Source organism: Kitasatospora sp. NPDC058190 (assembly GCF_042883685.1).
Classification (GTDB): domain Bacteria; phylum Actinomycetota; class Actinomycetes; order Streptomycetales; family Streptomycetaceae; genus Kitasatospora.
Genome location: NZ_JBHVVI010000047.1, coordinates 47,247 through 66,402 on the forward strand (window position 1 = coordinate 47,247; position 19,156 = coordinate 66,402).

Sequence of the window (19,156 nt, forward strand, 5' to 3'; positions counted from 1 at the left end):
CCACCAGTCGACCAGATCCTGACACCGGGGTTATTCCGTGAAAAAGCTCTCCGCACGACGGCGCCACCCATTGGCGGCGCTGGTCGTCCTACTTCTCGCCCTGGCGGCAACCGGGGGGCTGTACGCCGCGTTCGCGCCCGCCGACAAGGCGCAGGCCGACGTCGCCGCGCAGTCGCTCGCGATCGATGAGGGCAAGAAGCTCTTCGCCGTGGGCTGCTCCTCCTGCCACGGCCTGAACGGCCAGGGCGGCAGCGACGGTCCGAGCCTGGTCGGCGTGGGCTCCGCCGCTGTCGACTTCCAGGTCGGCACCGGCCGCATGCCGGCCCAGCAGCCCGGCGCCCAGGTGCCGCGCAAGAAGAACATCTACACGCAGGCCGAGATCGACCAGCTCGCCGCCTTCGTCGCCTCCCTCGGCCCCGGCCCGGTGACGCCGGAGGAGAAGCAGTACACCTCGACCGACCCCGAGGACATCTCCAAGGGTGGCGAGCTGTTCCGCACCAACTGCGCCCAGTGCCACAACTTCGCCGGCCAGGGCGGTGCCCTGACCAAGGGCAAGTACGCCCCGTCGCTGGAGGGCGTGGACGCCAAGCACATCTACGAGGCCATGCAGACCGGCCCGCAGAACATGCCGTCGTTCCCGGACACCACCATGCCCGAGGAGCAGAAGAAGCAGATCGTGGCCTTCGTCCGCCACACCACTAGCGAAGAGCCCAACCCCGGTGGTCTCACGCTGGGCAGCCTCGGTCCGGTGACCGAGGGTCTGTTCGGCTGGATCTTCGGTCTCGGCACGCTCATCGCGGTCGCGATCTGGGTCGCCGCCCACACCACCAAGGCCAAGAAGTCATGAGCCACGACATGTCAGAAGAGAAGCTCCCGGAGCCGCACGGCTCCGCCGGCGAGGTCGCCGAGCACGGCAACCCCTTCGCCGACCCGGGCCTGCCGGCCCACGAGCCCCGTCGCACCGACATCGACGAGCGGGCCGCCAAGCGCGCCGAGCGCCAGGTCTCGCTGATGTTCGTGGTCTCGATGCTCGCCACCATCGGCTTCATCGCCTCGTACGTGGCCATCGACCCGGACAAGATCGTCTACATCTTCCCGCTGGGGAAGGTCAGCGCGCTGAACTTCGCGCTCGGTCTGACCCTGGGCGTCGCCCTGTTCATGATCGGCGCGGGCGCGGTCCACTGGGCCCGCACCCTGATGTCGGACGTCGAGATGCCGTCCGAGCGTCACCCGATCGAGGCCTCCGACGAGGTTCGCGCGGACGTCATCGAGCAGTTCAAGACCGGTGCCGCCGAGTCCGGCTTCGGTCGCCGCAAGATGATCCGCAACACCCTCATCGGTTCGATGGCGCTGGTCCCGCTCTCCGGCGTGGTCCTGCTCCGCGACCTGGGCCCGCTGCCCGAGAAGAAGCTGCAGGAGACGGGCTGGAAGGAGGCGACCCAGGCCAAGCCGCTGGCGCTCATCAACATGAACACCATGCAGCCGATGAAGCCCGAGGACATCGCCGTCGGCTCGCTGACCTTCGCCATGCCGGAGGGTCTGACCACCCACAGCGAGGACTTCCAGCAGCGGATCGCCAAGGACGCCCTGATGCTGGTGCGCATCGCGCCGGACGACATCAAGGACGACAAGTCCAAGGACCTGGGCTTCGAGGGCATCCTCGCCTACTCCAAGATCTGCACCCACGTCGGCTGCCCGATCAGCCTGTACGAGCAGCAGACCCACCACGCGCTCTGCCCCTGCCACCAGTCGACCTTCGACCTGGCGGACGGCGCGCGCGTCATCTTCGGCCCGGCCGGCCACCCGCTGCCGCAGCTGAAGATCACCACTGACGAGAAGGGCAATCTGGTCGCCACCGGCGACTTCGAGAAGCCTGTCGGCCCGAGCTTCTGGGAGCGTGCTCGATGAGTAGCGCGAGCAGCACCACGACCGGTGCCGCCAAGCCCTCCAGCACGCGCGCCAAGCCCGCCAACAAGTGGGAAGCCGCGGCTGACTGGACGGACGGCCGGCTGGGGATCTACTCCCTCGCCAAGGCCAACCTGCGCAAGATCTTCCCGGACCACTGGTCCTTCATGCTGGGCGAGATCTGCCTCTACACCTTCATCATCATCATCCTGACCGGTGTCTACCTGACGCTGTTCTTCAAGCCGTCGATGGCCGAGGTCGTCTACAACGGCTCGTACGTGCCGCTCAAGGGCATCGGGATGTCGGAGGCGTACGCCTCCACGGTGGACATCAGCTTCGAGGTCCGCGGCGGTCTGCTGATCCGTCAGATCCACCACTGGGCCGCCCTGGTCTTCGTGGCCGCGATGCTCGTCCACATGATGCGCGTGTTCTTCACCGGCGCGTTCCGCAAGCCGCGTGAGATCAACTGGGTCTTCGGCTTCCTGCTGCTGATCCTGGGCATGTTCGACGGCTTCTTCGGCTACTCGCTGCCGGACGACCTGCTGTCGGGTACCGGTATCCGCTTCATGGAAGGCGCGATCCTCGCGGTCCCGCTGATCGGCACCTACGTCCAGATGTTCCTGTTCGGGGGCGAGTTCCCCGGCCACGACATCGTGCCGCGGTTCTTCACCATCCACGTGCTGCTGATCCCGGGCATCATGCTCGGCCTGCTGGTGGCGCACCTGATCCTGGTCTTCTACCACAAGCACACCCAGTGGGCGGGCCCGGGCAAGACCGAGAAGAACGTCGTCGGCATGCCGCTGATGCCGGTCTACATGGCCAAGGCCGGTGGCTTCTTCTTCCTGGTCTTCGGCCTCATCGCCGCCATCTCGGCGATCGCCACGATCAACCCGATCTGGGCCTACGGCCCGTACCGTCCGGACCAGGTGTCGACCGACGCCCAGCCCGACTGGTACATGGGCTTCTCCGAGGGTCTGATCCGTGTCATGCCGGGCTGGGAGATCAGCCTGTGGGGCCACACCCTGAACCTGGGTGTCTTCATCCCGCTGATGATCTTCCCGCTGGTCCTGGTCTCGATCGCGGTCTACCCGTTCATCGAGGGCTGGATCACCGGCGACAAGCGCGAGCACCACATCCTGGACCGCCCGCGCAACGCCCCGGTCCGCACCGCCCTGGGTGCCGCCTGGATCAGCCTGTACCTGGTGCTGCTGGTCGGTGGTGGCAACGACCTGTTCGCGACGCACTTCCACCTGTCGCTCAACTCGATCACCTACTTCGTCCGCGTCGGCTTCTTCGCGGTGCCGGTCATCACCTTCATCATCACCAAGCGCTGGTGCCTCGGTCTGCAGCGCCGTGACAAGGAGAAGGTGCTGCACGGCCGCGAGACGGGTGTCATCAAGCGCCTGCCGCACGGTGAGTTCGTCGAGGTCCACGCCCAGCTGCCGCAGAAGGACCTGTTCAAGCTCACGGCGCACGAGCAGGTCCAGCCGATCGAGCTGCCGGCCCAGACGGACGAGAACGGCGTGGCCCGCAAGGCCGGCGTCCTCACCCGCACCCGGGCCAAGCTCTCCCGCGGCTTCTACGGCGAGGGCAGCCAGATCCCCAAGCCGACCAGCGAGGAGCACCACGAGATCACCAGCGGCCACGGCCACCACTGATCCCGTACGCACCCCGGCGTCACCCCGAGGGCCGCTGACCAGAGTTCACCTGGTCGGCGGCCCTCGGGCTTTCCTGTACCCGCACCGCCTCTCCAGGAGCCCCCGTGCAGCTGTCCGTCGACCCCGCCGCCGCCACTCCCCCGTACGAGCAGATCCGCGCCCAGATCGCCGAGCGGGCCCGCTCCGGCGAGCTGCCGACCGGGCTGCGGCTGCCCACCGTCCGGGCGCTGGCCGAGGAACTGGGCCTCGCCGCCGGGACGGTGGCACGGGCCTACCGGGAGCTGGAGGCGGACGGCGTGGTGGAGACCCACGGCCGGCGCGGCACCCTGATCGCCGCCACCGGGGACACCGCCCACCGGCTGGCCGCCGCGGCCGCCGGCGAGTACGCCGAACGGGCGAACCGTCTGGGCCTGTCCCACGCAGACGCCCTGGCCGCCGTGGTCACCGCGCTGCAGCTGGCCTACCCCGAGGCCTGAGTCACCCCCGAGCTGTTACTCCCCCGCCCCGAGCCGAAGGGGCGCGCCGGTGCCGAAAGGGAGAAGCGACAAGCGAGGCACGAGCGCCGGAGCGCCGACCGTCGGCACCGGGTCAGAGCGCCCCGGAGGCGAGCGGGCGACCAGCACAAAGCGGGCGAATAACAGCCTCAGACCTCCGGCCGCATCATCCCCGCGGCAGGGGCCTGGGAGGCCGGCGCGGTGGTGCTGAGGGGCTGTCCGAGGGCGCTGTGCTTGACCCAGTCCGTCCAGGAGACGTTCCAGTCCCCGAAGCCGTTGCCGAAGGGCTCCATCTTGGCGCCGCGGCTGTTCACCACCGTGACCAGGTCCCCCACCCGGGTGTTGTCGTAGAACCACTTGGCGTTGTCGGTGCTCATGCCGGTGCACCCGTGGCTGACGTTGTCGATGCCCTGGGAACTGACCGACCAGGGCGCCGCGTGGACGTACTCGCCGCTCCACGTCACCCGGGTGGCCCACTCGACGTTCAGGTCGTAGGAATCCGAGGTGCCGGTCGGGATACCGATCGTCTCGCCGTTCATCCGGACCGAGCGCTCCTGGCCGAGCACCACCTTGATGCCGTTGCGGGTGTCGAAGCCGGGCCTGCCGGTGGTCACCGGGATGGTCCGGAGCACCTGGCCATCGCGCTTCAGGGTGAGCTCGTGGGCGGCCGCGTCGATCACCGTCTCGACCCGCGCCCCGATCCGCAGCCGCAGCGAGCTGCGGTCGCCGCCGTAGAGGCCGTCCGCGATCCGGGTGCCGGTGCCGTCGAAGGCCAGCGAGACGGTCGTCCCGACCGGCCAGTACTCCTCCGGGCGGAAGTGCAGGTTCTTGTCGTCCACCCAGTACCAGCCGCCCGTGACGGCGGGCTGGGAGGTCACCGTCAGGGCCCGTTCGACCTCCTGGCGGGCCTGCGGGTCCTTCACCGCCTGCGAGAGCTGCACGGTGAGCGGCTGGCCGACGCCGTAGACGCCGCTGCCGGAGGAGTCCGGGCCGAGCTTGGCGTTGAGTACGCGCTGGCCGGCCAGGGTGCTGAAGCCGACGGTGGTGTCGCCGCGGCCGTTCCTGCCGTCGTCGGCGGAGATCCGGACGCTGTACGCGGTGTCGGCCTTCAGTCGGCCGGTGGTCTGCCAGCTGCGCTGGTCGTCGGCGAGCTTGCCGGCCACCACCCGGCCGTCCGGGCCGACCACCGTGACGTCGGTGATCCGGCTGCCCTCCACGGCCGTCACGGTGAGCGGCTGGGACGGGTCGACCTTGCCCTTGGCCGAGAGGTGGACGAGCCGGGCCGCGTCCACCCGGTGGGGTCCGGACTCGTCACCGGATGAGCAGGCGGCCAGCGGGGCCAGCACTGCGAGGGTCAGCGAGATGCCGCCTATACCTGCGATTCCGCGCCTGTCGGCCATGGCCGCCTCCCAGGATTTCGCACGATTAATCAGATCGTAGGAACGCCCTGCTCCGAACGACATCCGAGCGACCCGTCGTTCACCCGGGCGAGTGAGGCGGTCACCCCGGGACACGACAGGGCCGGTTCCCCCGTGCGGGGGAACCGGCCCTGTCGGCGGAAGCCGAACCCTACTGGTTCTGGTTCTCGCCGCGGTAGAACTCGAAGACCCATCCGAAGATGCCGATCGCGATGATCGGGGCGGCCCAGAACATCAGCCACCAGCCGAAGATCACGCCCAGGAAGGCGAGCGCGCCACCGAGCGCCAGCGAGAGCGGCTGCCAGCTGTGCGGGGCGAAGAAGCCCAGCTCGCCGGAGTCGTCCGCGACCTCGGCCTCGGGGTTGTCACCCGCGCCGCTGTCCACCCGGCGGGCGGTGAAGGCGAGGTAGTACCCGATGAAGGCGCAGAGGGCGAAGGCCAGGAACAGCGCCGTGGTACCGGCGGCCTCCAGACCCGGGCCCGAGTTGTTGGTCCACAGGCCGTAGGTGATGGCCATGGCCAGCACGAAGACCGACAGGCCGAGGAAGATCTTTCCCTGTTCCTTCATCAGGCGTCGCCCTCCTTCTTGCCCTTGCCCAGCTGCGGGGCGTCGTACTTCGCCGGGGTCACGCCGGCGAGGTGCTTGGCCGGCTCACCGTGGTTCTCCAGGTAGTCCAGCGCGGCGATCTCCGGGTGGTGGAGGTCGAAGGCCGGGGATTCGGAGCGGATCCGGGGCAGGGTGAGGAAGTTGTGCCGCGGCGGCGGGCAGGAGGTCGCCCACTCCAGCGAGCGGCCGAAGCCCCACGGGTCGTCCACGGCGACCTTCTCGCCGTACTTGGCGGTCTTCCAGACGTTGTAGAGGAACGGCAGGATCGACAGGCCGAGCACGAAGGAGCCAATGGTCGAGACGGTGTTCAGGGTGGTGAAGCCGTCCGAGGCCAGGTAGTCGGCGTAACGGCGGGGCATGCCCTCCGCACCGAGCCAGTGCTGCACCAGGAAGGTGGTGTGGAAGCCGAAGAACAGCGTCCAGAAGGTGATCTTGCCGAGGCGCTCGTCCAGCATCTTGCCGGTCATCTTCGGCCACCAGAAGTGGAAGCCGGCGAACATCGCGAAGACGACGGTGCCGAAGACCACGTAGTGGAAGTGGGCGACGACGAAGTACGAGTCCGAGACGTGGAAGTCGATCGGCGGCGAGGCCAGCAGGACACCGGTCAGACCACCGAAGAGGAAGGTGACCAGGAAGCCGACCGTCCACAGCATCGGCGTCTCGAAGCTCAGCGAGCCCTTCCACATGGTGCCGACCCAGTTGAAGAACTTCACACCGGTCGGGACCGCGATCAGGAAGGTCATGAAGGAGAAGAACGGCAGCAGTACCTGTCCGGTGACGTACATGTGGTGCGCCCACACCGTCACGGACAGACCGGCGATCGCGATGGTGGCCGCGATCAGACCGGAGTAGCCGAACATCGGCTTGCGGCTGAAGACCGGGATGATCTCCGACACGATGCCGAAGAACGGCAGCGCGATGATGTACACCTCGGGGTGGCCGAAGAACCAGAACAGGTGCTGCCACAGCATCGCCCCGCCGTTGGCCGGGTCGAAGACGTGGGCACCGAACTTGCGGTCGGCCTCCAGGGCGAACAGCGCGGCGGCCAGGACCGGGAAGGCCAGCAGGACCAGCACCGAGGTCAGCAGGACGTTCCAGACGAAGATCGACATCCGGAACATCGTCATGCCCGGAGCGCGCATGCAGATGATCGTGGTGATGAAGTTGACCGCACCGAGGATCGTGCCGAAGCCGGAGAAGGCCAGACCCATGATCCACATGTCGCCGCCGATACCGGGCGAGTGCACCGCGTCCGACAGCGGGGAGTAGGCGAACCAACCGAAGTCGGCGGCACCGTTCGGGGTCAGGAAGCCGCAGACCGCGATGGTCGAACCGAAGAGGTACAGCCAGTACGCGAACATGTTCAGACGCGGGAAGGCCACGTCCGGGGAGCCGATCTGCAGCGGCATGATCCAGTTCGCGAAGCCCGCGAACAGCGGCGTCGCGAACATCAGCAGCATGATCGTGCCGTGCATCGTGAACGCCTGGTTGAACTGCTCGTTCGACAGGATCTGGGTCCCGGGACGAGCCAGCTCGGCGCGCATGACCAGGGCGAGGATGCCACCGATCAGGAAGAAGGCGAACGACGTGCCCAGGTACAGGGTGCCGATCGTCTTGTGGTCAGTGGTGGTCAACCACTTGATGATGGTCGAACCCGGCTTCCGGGTCCGCTGCGCCCCGACCGTGACGGCCTCGGCGCCCCCGCCGGCCGCGGCGGGCTCGTTGAGGATGGTCACTTCGCTTCACTTCCCATGGTGATGAGGCCGGAAGGCACCGCACCTTCCTGGCCCTTGGCACGAAGGTCGGCCAGGTGCTTGTCGTAGTCGGCGCGGTCGACGACCTTGACGTTGAACAGCATGCGCGAGTGGTCCTCGCCGCAGAGCTCGGCACACTTGCCCACGTAGTCGCCCTTGACGGTCGGGGTGACCTCGAACTTGTTCACCACGCCCGGCACGACGTCCATCTTCATCATGAAGTTGACGGGCCAGAAGTCGTGGATGACGTCACGAGAGGTGAGCCGGAACTGCACCGTCTCGTTGACCGGCAGCCAGAGCGTCGGAACGTCCTTGGGCGTACCGACCTCGTACGCGGCGTCCTTGTTGGCCGGGTCGGGGGTCTCGGTGTTCTCGTAGTTGAACGCCCAGCTCCACTGGAAGCCCACCACGTTGACGTAGTGCTGCGGCTTCGCGGAGACCGATGTCAGCTTCGCCTCGTCGCGGGCGACGAAGTAGAAGAGGACCGAGACGATGATGATGGGGACCGCGGTGTAGAGCGCCTCGATGGGCACGTTGTACCGGGTCTGCGGGGGGATCTCCACACCGGTGCGCTTGCGCCGGTGGAAGATCACGCTCCAGATGATCAGACCCCACATCAGTACGCCGACCACCAGCGCCGCGATCCAGGAGCCCTGCCACATCCGGAGGACCAAGGGCCCTTCCGTCGTGACCGGGCTCGGGAGGCCAAGCCTGGGGAGGTCGTTGGCCGAGCAGCCGGTGGCGGTCGCGATGACGAGGCCCAGTGCCAGCGCCTGAGGCAGCTTCCGCCGCATCGTGCGCCGCGGCGAGCGGTCGGAGCCGTTGGGACTCACGTAGCGCCTTCCCGAAGTCTCGCCCGCCTTCGCGTCGCACCGAAGGAGGATTGTGAGCCTCCCTGGCGACCCGTCCACGGGCACGGTTTGAATGCTTATGCGGGCCAAACCCTACTCCAGCCTTATGCGCTCCTGACGGGCAGCCCCCGGTAACGCGCCGCCCGGTCGCCCGATCAGGCCCGGCAAGGGCTACGTCGCAGGTCATCGTAGGCATTCGAGGTCCATACGCCCGATCGGGGGATGACCTCGAACAACGTGAGTGACGGCCCGTCGGTCGCGGACGAAGCGGACATTAAGGATGATCGACTGACGGCCGGTGAGCCGCGCGACCGGAGCGGAGACGCTCCCAGGTGTGTCGTTAAATGTGACCGTGTACTTCGACGTGGCTTCGACGGCCCCTCTGCACCCCGTCGCGCGGCAGGCCCTGACCGCCGCCCTGGACGAGGGCTGGGCCGATCCGGCCCGGCTGTACCGCTCCGGCCGACAGGCCCGGATGCTGCTGGACGCCGCCCGCGAGACGGTGGCCGCCGTCCTGGGCGCGCGGGCGGACGAGATCGCCTTCACCGCGAGCGGGACCCAGGCCGTCCAACTCGGCCTGCTGGGCGCCCTGACCGGGAACCGGCGTCGCGGCGCGCACCTGGTGCACTCCGCGGTGGAGCACTCCAGCGTGCTGCACGTCGCCGAGCGATGGGGGTACCCCCGGCCGGAGGCCGGCGGAGAGGCGGGCGGGGGCTCGGTCTCGGTCGCCCCGGTGGACCGCACCGGGCGCGTGGACCCGGAGGTCTTCGGCGCCCTGCTGCGCCCGGACACCGCGCTGGCCGCGCTGCAGAGCGCCAACCACGAGGTGGGCACCGTCCAGCCGGTCGGCGAGGTCGCCGCGCTGTGCGCCGAGGCCGGGGTGCCGCTGCTGGTGGACGCGGCGCAGAGCGTCGGGCGGACGGACGTCCCGGCGGGCTGGTCGCTGCTGACCGCGAGCGCGCACAAGTGGGGCGGGCCGCCCGGGGTCGGGGTCCTCGCCGTGCGCAAGGGGGTCCGGTACTCCTCGCCGCTGCCGGCCGACGAGCGCGAGGGCGGCCGGGTGCCCGGCTACGTCAACGTCCCGGCGATCGTGGCCGCGGCCGCCTCGCTGCGCGCCGTACGGGCCGAGGCCGAGCGGGAGAACGCCCGGCTGCACGCGCTGGTGGAGCGGATCCGCACCCGGGTGCCGCAGCTGGTGCCCGAGGTCGAGGTGGTCGGCGACCCGGTGCGGCGGCTGCCGCACATCGTCACCTTCTCCTGTCTGTACGTGGACGGCGAGGTGCTGCTCACCGAGCTGGACCGGGCGGGCTTCGCGGTCTCCTCCGGCTCCTCCTGCACCTCCTCGACGCTGACACCGAGCCATGTGCTGGCCGCGATGGGAGTGCTCACCGAGGGCAACGTCCGGGTCTCGCTGCCGTACGGGACGGCCGAGGCGGACGTGGAGCGCTTCCTCTCCGTACTGCCGGACCTGGTGGCGGGCGTCCGGGCCCCGCTCGGGCTGGACCTGCCGGCGCCGAAGCCAATGGCGCCGGAGCCGGTGGCACAGACCGCGAGCGGGCGAATCCCGCCCCGAGCCGAAGGGCGCGCCGGTGCCGAAAGCGAGGAGCGACAAGCGACCGACGAAGGAGGGAGCGCCGGAGCGAGGAGCGTCGGCGCCGGGTCGGAGCGCCCGGAGGCGAGCGGGCGAGTGACCGCCCAGCCCCGAGCCGAAGGGCGCGCCGGTGCCGAAAGCGAGGAGCGACAAGCGACCGACGAAGGAGGGAGCGCCGGAGCGAGGAGCGTCGGCGCCGGGTCGGAGCGCCCGGAGGCGAGCGGGCGAGTGACCGTCATCGACGCCTTGGGCCAGCGCTGCCCGCTGCCGGTGATCGAGCTGGCGAAGCGGATCGGCGAGGTGCCGGTGGGCGGCACGGTCGCCGTGCTGTCGGACGACGAGGCGGCCCGGCTGGACATCCCGGCCTGGTGCGAGATGCGCGGGCAGGAGTACACGGGCGAGGCCCCGGCCGCCGAGTACGGCGGCGACCGGGGCTCGGCCTACCTGGTGCTGCGCCGCTCCTGAGGGAGCGGGCCTACTTGACCAGGTGGGCGCGGATCTCCGCGGCGGCCTCGGCGCCGTAGTTCTCCTCGAAGCGCTGCAGGAAGGCGCTCGGGCGCAGCTCGTACTCCTGGGTGCCGACGGTCTCGATCACCAGGGTGGCGAGCATGCAGCCGAGCTGGGCGGCGCGCTCCAGGTCGAGCTGCCAGGACAGGCCGGTCAGGAAGCCGGCCCGGAAGGCATCGCCGACGCCGGTCGGGTCGACCTTGGCCTCCTCCTTCGCGCAGCCGACCAGGATCGAGGCCTCGCCCTTGCGGTCGATCCGGACGCCCTTGCTGCCCAGGGTGGTGACCCGGGTGCCGACGCGGGTGAGCAGCTCCTCGGCGCCCCAGCCGGTCTTGTTCTCGATCAGCGCGGCCTCGTACTCGTTGGTGAACAGGTACGCGGCGCCGTCCACCAGCTCGCGGATGTCGTCGCCCTCCAGGCGGGCCAGCTGCTGGGAGGGGTCGGCGGCGAAGGCGTAGCCGCGGGTGCGGCACTCCTGGGTGTGGCGGACCATGCCCTGCGGGTCGTCGGCGCCGACCAGGACGAGGTCGAGGCCGCCGACGCGGTCGGCGATCGGCTTGAGCTCGATGTTGCGGGCCTCGGCCATGGCACCGGTGTAGAACGAGGCGATCTGGTTGTGGTCCTCGTCCGTGGTGCACATGAAGCGGGCGGTGTGCCGGGTCTCGGAGATGTGGACGGAGTCGCAGTCCACGTTGTTGCGCTCCAGCCAGCTGCGGTACTCGGCGAAGTCCGCACCGGCGGCGCCGACCAGGACCGGCCGGAGCCCGAGCACGCCCATGCCGAACGCGATGTTCGGCGCGACGCCGCCGCGGCGGATGTCCAGGGCGTCGACCAGGAACGACAGCGACACGGTGTGCAGTTGCTCGGCGACGAGCTGGTCGGCGAACCGACCGGGGAACGTCATCAGGTGGTCGGTGGCGATCGAGCCGGCGACGGCGATACGCACGGAGGTCTCCTCAAGATGGCAACAGGGCCAGCGGGCGGGGTCGGACGAACCCACTCACGGTACCGGGCCCGCACCGTGCGCCACCAAGAGTGCCGCTCAAGCTGTCTCCCTCCGGCCATGGTGGCACCCCTTGCCCTCGAACGTGTACTACCTCCGGGTAGCACTGGTGGGTGTACGGAAACCGGGCCTAGGGTCGGCCGTAGAGGGGTCCGGCCGGACCGGGCGGGTCCCGACTTCGACCGTGGCAGTCCCGCCACGGCTCTGGATCGGAGCGATGCCCGATGATGCCCAAACACTCCCCGCCGTCCGTCCTCCGGGGCGAAGCCGACGGCGAGACCCTCGACGCGCTGGTGAGCTCCTCGCGGCGGCTGCGCCGGTTCTGGCCACTGCTGGCGGCGGACCCGGAGCCGACCGCCCCCGCGTCCGTCGGCGTCCGGGTCCCGTCCGGGGCGCAGCGGCTGGTCGCCGGGATGGCCGAGTACGGCATGATCCGTTCCGTCTGAGAACGGAACCGGATCCGACCGGGCCACGTCACATCCGCGCGGAGCGGCCGAGGGGCAGCGCCGCTGAGCCCTCGGGAGGATGTGCAGATGGACCTGGAGACGATGCCCCGGCGCGGTCGGCGGGCGGTGGCCCTGGCGGCTGTGGCGCTGGCGGCGGTGGTGACGGTGGCCGGGTGCAACGGGGACGGCAAGAGCTCGGCGGACTCGGCGGGCGCCTCCGCCTCCGCGAGTTCCTCGGCCTCGGCGAGTGGCGCCCCGCAGGCCCCGACGGCCTCCGGCGCCCCGTCCGCGACGGCGTCCGGCGCGACCGGCGAACCGGCCCAGACGCCGCCGACCGGCGGGGCCTCCACTCCGGCCCCGCCCGCCCCGGGGCAGCCGTCGGGGGCGGCCACTCCCCCGGGCAACGCGATCGCCCCGGGCGAGCCCAACCCGGCCGGCACCGGGGCCGGTCCCGCGGTGCGTCCGCCGGTCGCCTACCGGGCGGACGGCGGCAACAAGCTGACCGTCTACTTCTTCGGCGGGGTCTGCACCAAGTACGCGCTGAAGGCGGACGAGTCGCAGGCGGGCAAGGTGGCCGTCGAGATCGTGCCGGGCCCGCCGGCCGTCCAGCCGGGGCAGGTCTGCACCGCGCTGGCCAAGCGGCAGGCGGTCGCCGCCGATCTGCGCTCGCCGCTGGCCGGGCGGACGGTGGTCGACCGGACGAGCGGCCAGGAGGTGCCGCTGGAGGGCGACCCGCACGCCGGCCCGGACCCGGTGACCCCGGACGGCGCGGCCCGCTAGCCGTGGAAACGCGTGAGGCGGCCCCGGGGACGTTCCCCGGGGCCGCCTCACGTGTTTCGGGCTGGGCCCGCGCTTCAGGCTTAGCTGAAGGAGTCGCCGCAGGCGCAGGAGCCGGTGGCGTTCGGGTTGTCGATCGTGAAGCCCTGCTTCTCGATGGTGTCGACGAAGTCGACGGTGGCGCCGCCGAGGTACGGGGCGCTCATCCGGTCGGTGACGACCTTGACGCCGTTGAAGTCCTTCACCACGTCGCCGTCGAGCGAGCGCTCGTCGAAGAACAGCTGGTAACGCAGGCCGGAGCAGCCACCGGGCTGGACGGCGACGCGCAGCGCGAGGTCCTCGCGGCCTTCCTGCTCCAGCAGGGCCTTGACCTTGGCCGCGGCGGCATCGGTGAGGAGGATGCCACTCTCGACGGTGGTCTCGTCCTGGACGGTCATCTGCTTTCTCCCGGTCTTGACGACGGTCTGCCGCCAGTGCCAACCAACGGCCGTCCGGATTCATTTCCCGGACGGCGATGGATTTCTGCGGCCTGTTCGGCGGCTGGTTTCCGTGGGCCGGGTGTGCCACCCGTCTCCCTTACGTTCCCCATGCTCGCACAACCGGGCGGTGCGGGTCACCGCCCTGGTCCTGGATCCGGGTGAACCGGCCCCGCGGCCGTCCGTCGGACGCCAGGATGGTCGGCATGATCCTTCGCCAGGTCAGGGACACCGCAGAGGACGCGGAGGTCGTCCAGGAACTGTCCTTCGCCGCCTTCACCGAGCCGACCACCGCTCCGGCGCCGTCCGAGCCGACACCGCTGCAGCTGGCCCGGACCCGGCACCTGGCACGCACCGATCCCGGGGGCTGCTGGCTGGCGGAAAGCGGCGGGGAGGCGGTCGGGGTGGTGCTGTCGATGCGCCGCGAGGGCCTGTGGACGCCCTCGCTGTTCGCCGTCCGCCCGTCCGCGCAGGGCAAGGGGGTCGGCCGGCTGCTGCTGGAACGGGCCACGGCGCACGCGCGGGGCTGTCTGCGCGGGATGGTCTGCGCCTCCTCCCCGGCGGCGGCCCGCCGCTACCGGCTGGCCGGGTTCACCCTGCACCCGGCGATGCGGCTGACCGGACGGGTGGACCGGAACGGGCTGATCGACCCGGGGGACATCCCGGTGCACCGCGGCAACGCCACCCAGCTGCACCTGCTGGACTCGGTGGACCGGCGGCTGCGCGGGTCGGCGCACGGCCCGGACCACGAGCTGATGCTCGGGCACTTCGAGGAGCTGCTGGTCGCCGACGCGCTGGCCGGCAGCGGCTACTGCTACCGGGACGGCGGCACGGTGCGGCTGCTGGCGGCCACCAGCAAGCGGATCGCCGCCCGGCTGCTGCGCGAGGCGCTGGCCCGGGTGCCGGACGGGGTCGGGGCGCGGGTGGAGTACCTGACCGCCGAGCAGGAGTGGGCGCTGGACGTCGGCCTGGAGGTCGGGCTGACACCGGAGACCGGGGGCTTCGTCGGGGTGCGCGGGATGCGGCCGCCGAGCCCGTACCTGCCGAGCGGAGCGTTCCTGTAGGTACGCGTACGGCCCCGCCGGGCGAGCCGGTGGGGCCGTACGCGCGGAGCGTCGATCAGGCCATGGTGTCCAGGATCTCCCGGACCATCTCCATGGTCGTGCCCGGGTGCAGGAAGGCGAAGCGGGCCACCGTCTCGCCGTCCCAGCCGGTCGGGGTCACGAAGCCGATCTGGTCCGCGAGCAGCTGCTGCGACCAGCGGTAGTAGTCGTCGTTGGTCCAGCCCGTGCGCTTGAAGCAGACGGCGGAGAGCTGCGGGTCGAACAGCAGCTCCAGGTGCTCGGTGTCACGGATCAGCTGGGCGGTGTCCCGGGCCAGCTGAAGGCCGGTCTCGATGGCGTCGGTGTAGGCCTGGACGCCGTGGACGGCCAGCGAGAACCAGAGCGGCAGGCCGCGGGCGCGCCGGGTCAGGTGGTAGGCGTAGTCGGTGGGGTTCCACTCGTCGCCCTCGGTGTGCAGGACGTCCAGGTAGGAGGCGTCCTGGGTGTGCACGGCGCGGGCGAGTTGCGGGTTGCGGTAGATCAGCGCGGCGCAGTCGAAGGGGGCGAACAGCCACTTGTGCGGGTCGACCACGAAGGAGTCGGCGTGCTCGATGCCGTCGTAGCGCTCGCGCACCGAGGGGGCGAACAGGCCCGCGCCGCCGTAGGCGCCGTCCACGTGGAACCACAGGTCGCGCTCGCGGGCGACCTCGGCCAGGCCCTTGAGGTCGTCGACGATGCCCTCGTTGGTGGTGCCGGCGGTGCCGACGACCGCGATCACGGTTTCGGGGTTGGGGTCGGCGGCCAGGGCGGCGCGCAGCGCCTCGCCGGTGAAGCGCCGGTTGACGGTCGGGACCTTGAAGGCCTCGACGCCGATGATGTTGAAGGTGTTCTTGACCGAGGAGTGCACCTGGTCGGCGACGGCTATCCGCAGCCGCGCCTCCGGCCCGACGCCCAGGCGGCGGCGGGCGGTGTCGCGGGCGACGACCAGGGCGGACAGGTTGCCCGCCGATCCGCCGGAGACGAAGCAGCCGCCGGCTGTCTGGGGCAGGCCCGCGCGGTCGGCGATCAGGCGCAGCACCTGGTTCTCGGCGGCTATCGCGCCGGCCGCCTCCAGCCAGGAGATGCCCTGCAGCGAGGCGCAGGAGACGACCATGTCGAACAGCAGCGCGGCCTTGGTGGGGGCGCACGGGATGAAGGACAGGTAGCGCGGGCTGTCGGCGGAGATGACCGCGCGGGACAGCTCGTGGTCGTAGAGCTTGAGCACGTCGGCCGGGTTGTTGCCGTCCTGGTTCAGCAGGCCGGACAGCTGGGCGCGCAGGTGCTCGCCGTCACCGGGGTGGTCGAGCGGAACGGGGTCGTACTGCAGTCGCTCCCGCATGTAGTCGAAAACCAGGTCGACCAGTTCGTTGTCGGGCCGGTGCATGCGGTCGGGTGCTGCGGACACGGCTGTCCCTCTCGGCTGTGGGTGTCGGGGGGATCCGGTCTGCGGGACGCCTCACCGCACTGACCGGACGTGATCAGCGTAGGCAACGGCGGTGCTTCGACGCGCGTCGGAACGCGGCTGGTCAGGCAGGTTTCGAGCGTCTTCGGGCGGGTCCGCGCAGGATTCCTGCGTGGGGCCGGACGGGTCAGCCGATCAGCTGGGAGAGGACCACCGAGGAGCGGCTGCGCTGGACGCCGGGCTCGCGCCGGATGCGCTCGATGACGGCCTCCAGATGGCGCATGTCGGCGGCCCGCAGGTGGACCAGGGCGTCCGGGTCGCCGGTGACCGTCCAGGCGGCGACCACCTCGGGGAACTGGCGCAGGCTGGCGAGGATCTCCTCGGGGGCGGTGCGCTCGCGGCAGTAGACCTCGACGAAGGCCTCGGTCTGCCAGCCGAGCACGGCCGGGTCCAGCACCACGGTGAAGCCCCGCACCACACCGCGCGCCCGGAGCCGGTCGATCCGACGGCGCACGGCGGTGGCGGAGAGGTTCACCTGCAGGCCGATCTCGGCGTAGGAGGCGCGGCCGTCGCTGCCGAGGCGGGCGAGGAGCTGCCGATCGGTCTCGTCCAGGTCGGCCCCGATCACCTCGTGCGCTCGGCTGCTGGTCATCGGTGCGGGGCTCCACGGGTCGTGCGGGGGTCGAGGGGACGTCCCGGCGGCGGCTGGTGCTCGGCCACGGCCGCTGCCGAAACGGTTCGCCACCCATTCTGGCGGATGACCTGAACGAGGTCATCGCTGGCGGATGACGAGGAGAAGGCCGTCAGTCCACCAGCAGGACGATCTTCCCCCGGGTACGGCCCTCGGCGCTGAGCGCCTGGGCGGAGGCCGCCTGGGCGAGCGGGAAGGTGGAGGCGACGGTGACGGTCAGCCGGCCGTCGTCGGCGAGCGTGGCCAGTTCGGCCAGGCCCGCCGCATCCGGGCGGACCCAGACGTAGTGACCACCGAGGGCCTTCACGCCGAAGTCGGTGATCGAGGCGATCCGGCCCGGGTCGGCCACCAGCCCGGCCGAGACCTGGACGGCGCCGCGGCCGATCAGGTCGAGGGCCGCGTCCACGCCGTCCGGAGCAAGCGCGCGGACCCGTTCGGCCAGGCCCTCGCCGTAGGCGACCGGCTCGGCGCCCAGGCCGCGCAGGTAGTCGTGGTTGCGCTCGCCCGCCGTGCCGATCACCCGGGCGCCACGGGCGCGGGCGATCTGGACGGCCAGGTGGCCGACCCCGCCGGCCGCGGCGTGCACCAGCAGGGTCTCCCCCTCCGCGAGCCGCAGCGCCCGCAGGCTCTGCAGCGCGGTGAGCCCGGCCAGCGGCAGGCCGCCGCACTGCGCCCAGTCCAGCGCGGCGGGCCGGCGGGCGAGGGTGCGGACGGGGGCGGAGACCAGCTCGGCGTAGGTCCCGTGCTCGACGGCGTCCTTGCGGACGTAGCCGTACACCTCGTCGCCGGGGGTGAACTCGGTCACCCCGCCGCCGACGGCGCGGACCACGCCGGCCACGTCCCAGCCCATGACCAGCGGGAAGTGGACGTCCAGCATGCCGTCCAGGGCGCCGTCCCGGATCTTCCAGTCCACCGGGTTCACCCCGGCCGCCCGTACCTGCACCAGGACCGAGTCGGGCCCGACCTTGGGGTCGGGCAGGTCGGTGTACTCGACCACCTCGGGGCCGCCGTAGCGGTTGATCGCGATTGCCTTCATGGGCTCAGCCATACCCGGCGGCTTCGAAATATCGATTCGGCCACACCCGGAAGCATTCGTTTTGGCGAGCGGTTCTCGTCACATCGACAGGATGGCCATCGTCACTCTGACGCTAACCGGTTAGAATAGATAGCGTCAGATAGACGAAAAGGCTCAACCGCTTGATCGGCCGCACAGAAGGGCACCCGCCCGTGACCACCACCATCACCGAGACCTACGGCGTCGACCCCACTCCGACGCCGCTCGCTCTGCTGCTGCTCGGCCGGGAGGCCGATCCGAACAGCGAGCGCGGCGTCGAGTGCCCCGGCGACCTCCCTCCGGCCTCCGACCCGGACCTCGTCGAGCGCGCCCGCGCGGCCAAGGCCGCGCTCGGCGACCGCGTCTTCATCCTCGGACACCACTACCAGCGCGACGAGGTGATCGAGTTCGCCGACGTCACCGGCGACTCCTTCAAGCTCGCCCGCGACGCGGCGGCCCGCCCCGAGGCCGAGTACATCGTCTTCTGCGGCGTGCACTTCATGGCCGAGTCCGCGGACATCCTCACCAGCGACCGGCAGCAGGTCGTCCTGCCGGACCTCGCGGCCGGCTGTTCGATGGCCGACATGGCCACCGCCGAGCAGGTCGCCGAGTGCTGGGACGTGCTGACCGACGCCGGCATAGCCGACGTCACCGTCCCGGTCTCGTACATGAACTCCTCCGCCGACATCAAGGCCTTCACCGGCAGGCACGGCGGCCTCATCTGCACCTCCTCCAACGCCAAGCGCGCCCTGGAGTGGGCGTTCGAGCAGGGCGAGAAGGTGCTCTTCCTGCCCGACCAGCACCTCGGCCGCAACACCGCCGTGCGCGACATGGGCTTCTCGCTGGACGACTGCGTCGTCTACAACCCGCACAAGCCGAACGGCGGCCTGACCGCCGAGCAGCTGCGGGACGCGAAGATGATCCTCTGGCGCGGCCACTGCTCGGTGCACGGCCGGTTCAGCCTGGACTCGGTGAACGACGTCCGCGAGCGGATCCCCGGCGTGACCGTCCTGGTGCACCCCGAGTGCAAGCACGAGGTCGTCGCGGCCGCCGACATGGTGGGCTCGACCGAGTACATCATCAAGGCCCTGGACGCCGCCGAGCCCGGCACCAAGTGGGCCATCGGCACCGAGCTGAACCTGGTCCGCCGCCTGGCCAAGGCGCACCCGGACAAGGAGATCGTCTTCCTGGACCGCGCGGTCTGCTTCTGCTCGACCATGAACCGGATCGACCTGCCGCACCTGGTCTGGGCGCTGGAGTCGCTGGTCGAGGGCCGGGTGCCGAACGTGATCACCGTCGACCCGGAGACCGAGAAGTACGCCAAGAAGGCGCTGGACCGGATGCTGGCCCTGCCGTAGTCCGGCCCCGGGTCCCCGCGCCGCACCGCGCCCCGGAGGCGAGCGGGCGAGTCCCCGCCCCGAGCCGAAGGGGCGCGCCGGT

At 70.7% G+C, this 19,156-nt stretch carries 18 protein-coding genes; 9 read left to right on the forward strand and 9 right to left on the reverse strand.

Annotation, left to right across the window (positions count from 1 at the left end; genetic code table 11):
* Positions 1-37: 37 nt before the first annotated feature.
* From ACFVWU_RS21995 to ACFVWU_RS22010, 4 genes are all read left to right on the forward strand, one after another.
* The gene (locus tag ACFVWU_RS21995; protein WP_387623501.1) at positions 38-847 is read left to right on the forward strand and encodes a c-type cytochrome; all 810 of its coding nucleotides are present in this window, start codon (positions 38-40) and stop codon (positions 845-847) included.
* 8 nt (positions 848-855) lie between these two features.
* Positions 856-1,908: a Rieske 2Fe-2S domain-containing protein gene (locus tag ACFVWU_RS22000; protein WP_387623503.1), complete on the forward strand. Its 1,053-nt coding sequence runs from the start codon at positions 856-858 to the stop codon at positions 1,906-1,908.
* Positions 1,905-3,563: a cytochrome bc complex cytochrome b subunit gene (locus tag ACFVWU_RS22005; protein WP_387623505.1), complete on the forward strand. Its 1,659-nt coding sequence runs from the start codon at positions 1,905-1,907 to the stop codon at positions 3,561-3,563. Before ACFVWU_RS22000 ends, ACFVWU_RS22005 begins: the two co-directional genes overlap by 4 nt.
* A gap of 104 nt (positions 3,564-3,667) precedes the next feature.
* On the forward strand, positions 3,668-4,039 hold the full coding sequence (locus ACFVWU_RS22010) for a GntR family transcriptional regulator (protein WP_387623507.1): 372 nt from the start codon (positions 3,668-3,670) through the stop codon (positions 4,037-4,039).
* Between the two features lie 167 nt (positions 4,040-4,206).
* Here the strand turns inward: ACFVWU_RS22010 and ACFVWU_RS22015 are convergent, their stop codons facing one another.
* The 4 genes from ACFVWU_RS22015 to coxB form a co-directional block, all read right to left on the reverse strand.
* The gene (locus ACFVWU_RS22015) at positions 4,207-5,457 is read right to left on the reverse strand and encodes an Ig-like domain-containing protein (RefSeq protein WP_387623509.1); all 1,251 of its coding nucleotides are present in this window, start codon (positions 5,455-5,457) and stop codon (positions 4,207-4,209) included.
* Between the two features lie 169 nt (positions 5,458-5,626).
* Positions 5,627-6,043 carry a cytochrome c oxidase subunit 4 gene (locus tag ACFVWU_RS22020; protein WP_387623511.1) on the reverse strand — a complete coding sequence of 139 codons (417 nt, stop codon included), beginning with the start codon at positions 6,041-6,043 and terminating at the stop codon, positions 5,627-5,629.
* Positions 6,043-7,818, reverse strand: a complete 1,776-nt coding sequence (gene ctaD, locus ACFVWU_RS22025; protein WP_387623514.1) for a cytochrome c oxidase subunit I — start codon at positions 7,816-7,818, stop codon at positions 6,043-6,045. The genes ACFVWU_RS22020 and ctaD overlap by 1 nt, the downstream gene beginning before the upstream one ends.
* Positions 7,815-8,669: a cytochrome c oxidase subunit II gene (gene coxB / locus ACFVWU_RS22030; RefSeq protein WP_387623516.1), complete on the reverse strand. Its 855-nt coding sequence runs from the start codon at positions 8,667-8,669 to the stop codon at positions 7,815-7,817. The genes ctaD and coxB overlap by 4 nt, the downstream gene beginning before the upstream one ends.
* A 370-nt stretch (positions 8,670-9,039) precedes the next feature.
* On the opposite strand from coxB, the gene ACFVWU_RS22035 reads away from it, so the two are divergent.
* The gene (locus tag ACFVWU_RS22035; protein ID WP_387623519.1) at positions 9,040-10,743 is read left to right on the forward strand and encodes a cysteine desulfurase/sulfurtransferase TusA family protein; all 1,704 of its coding nucleotides are present in this window, start codon (positions 9,040-9,042) and stop codon (positions 10,741-10,743) included.
* Between the two features lie 10 nt (positions 10,744-10,753).
* Here the strand turns inward: ACFVWU_RS22035 and ACFVWU_RS22040 are convergent, their stop codons facing one another.
* A complete protein-coding gene (locus tag ACFVWU_RS22040) occupies positions 10,754-11,731 on the reverse strand; it encodes a carbohydrate kinase family protein (RefSeq protein WP_387623522.1) in 978 nt (325 codons plus the stop codon).
* 281 nt (positions 11,732-12,012) lie between these two features.
* Here ACFVWU_RS22040 and ACFVWU_RS22045 point away from each other — a divergent pair, with 281 nt between their 5' ends.
* Entirely contained in the window at positions 12,013-12,234 is a 222-nt protein-coding gene (locus tag ACFVWU_RS22045; protein ID WP_387623525.1) for a hypothetical protein, read from the forward strand.
* Between the two features lie 87 nt (positions 12,235-12,321).
* Positions 12,322-13,014, forward strand: coding sequence for a hypothetical protein (locus ACFVWU_RS22050; protein WP_387623527.1), 693 nt, complete (start codon positions 12,322-12,324; stop codon positions 13,012-13,014).
* Between the two features lie 80 nt (positions 13,015-13,094).
* On the opposite strand, the gene erpA is transcribed toward ACFVWU_RS22050, so the two are convergent.
* Positions 13,095-13,448 carry an iron-sulfur cluster insertion protein ErpA gene (gene erpA, locus ACFVWU_RS22055; protein WP_387623529.1) on the reverse strand — a complete coding sequence of 118 codons (354 nt, stop codon included), beginning with the start codon at positions 13,446-13,448 and terminating at the stop codon, positions 13,095-13,097.
* A 245-nt stretch (positions 13,449-13,693) separates the two neighbouring features.
* Here erpA and ACFVWU_RS22060 point away from each other — a divergent pair, with 245 nt between their 5' ends.
* Complete coding sequence (locus tag ACFVWU_RS22060; protein WP_387623531.1) at positions 13,694-14,551, forward strand: GNAT family N-acetyltransferase; 858 nt, start codon at positions 13,694-13,696, stop codon at positions 14,549-14,551.
* 55 nt (positions 14,552-14,606) lie between these two features.
* Here ACFVWU_RS22060 and ACFVWU_RS22065 read toward each other — a convergent pair whose 3' ends face one another.
* The 3 genes from ACFVWU_RS22065 to ACFVWU_RS22075 form a co-directional block, all read right to left on the reverse strand.
* Entirely contained in the window at positions 14,607-15,974 is a 1,368-nt protein-coding gene (locus ACFVWU_RS22065) for a pyridoxal phosphate-dependent decarboxylase family protein (RefSeq protein ID WP_387623534.1), read from the reverse strand.
* A gap of 184 nt (positions 15,975-16,158) precedes the next feature.
* Entirely contained in the window at positions 16,159-16,623 is a 465-nt protein-coding gene (locus ACFVWU_RS22070; RefSeq protein ID WP_270147404.1) for an Lrp/AsnC family transcriptional regulator, read from the reverse strand.
* Between the two features lie 151 nt (positions 16,624-16,774).
* Entirely contained in the window at positions 16,775-17,698 is a 924-nt protein-coding gene (locus ACFVWU_RS22075) for an NADP-dependent oxidoreductase (protein ID WP_387623537.1), read from the reverse strand.
* A gap of 191 nt (positions 17,699-17,889) precedes the next feature.
* Between ACFVWU_RS22075 and nadA the strand changes: the two genes are divergently transcribed.
* Positions 17,890-19,074: a quinolinate synthase NadA gene (nadA, locus tag ACFVWU_RS22080; RefSeq protein ID WP_387623539.1), complete on the forward strand. Its 1,185-nt coding sequence runs from the start codon at positions 17,890-17,892 to the stop codon at positions 19,072-19,074.
* Positions 19,075-19,156 lie beyond the last annotated feature (82 nt).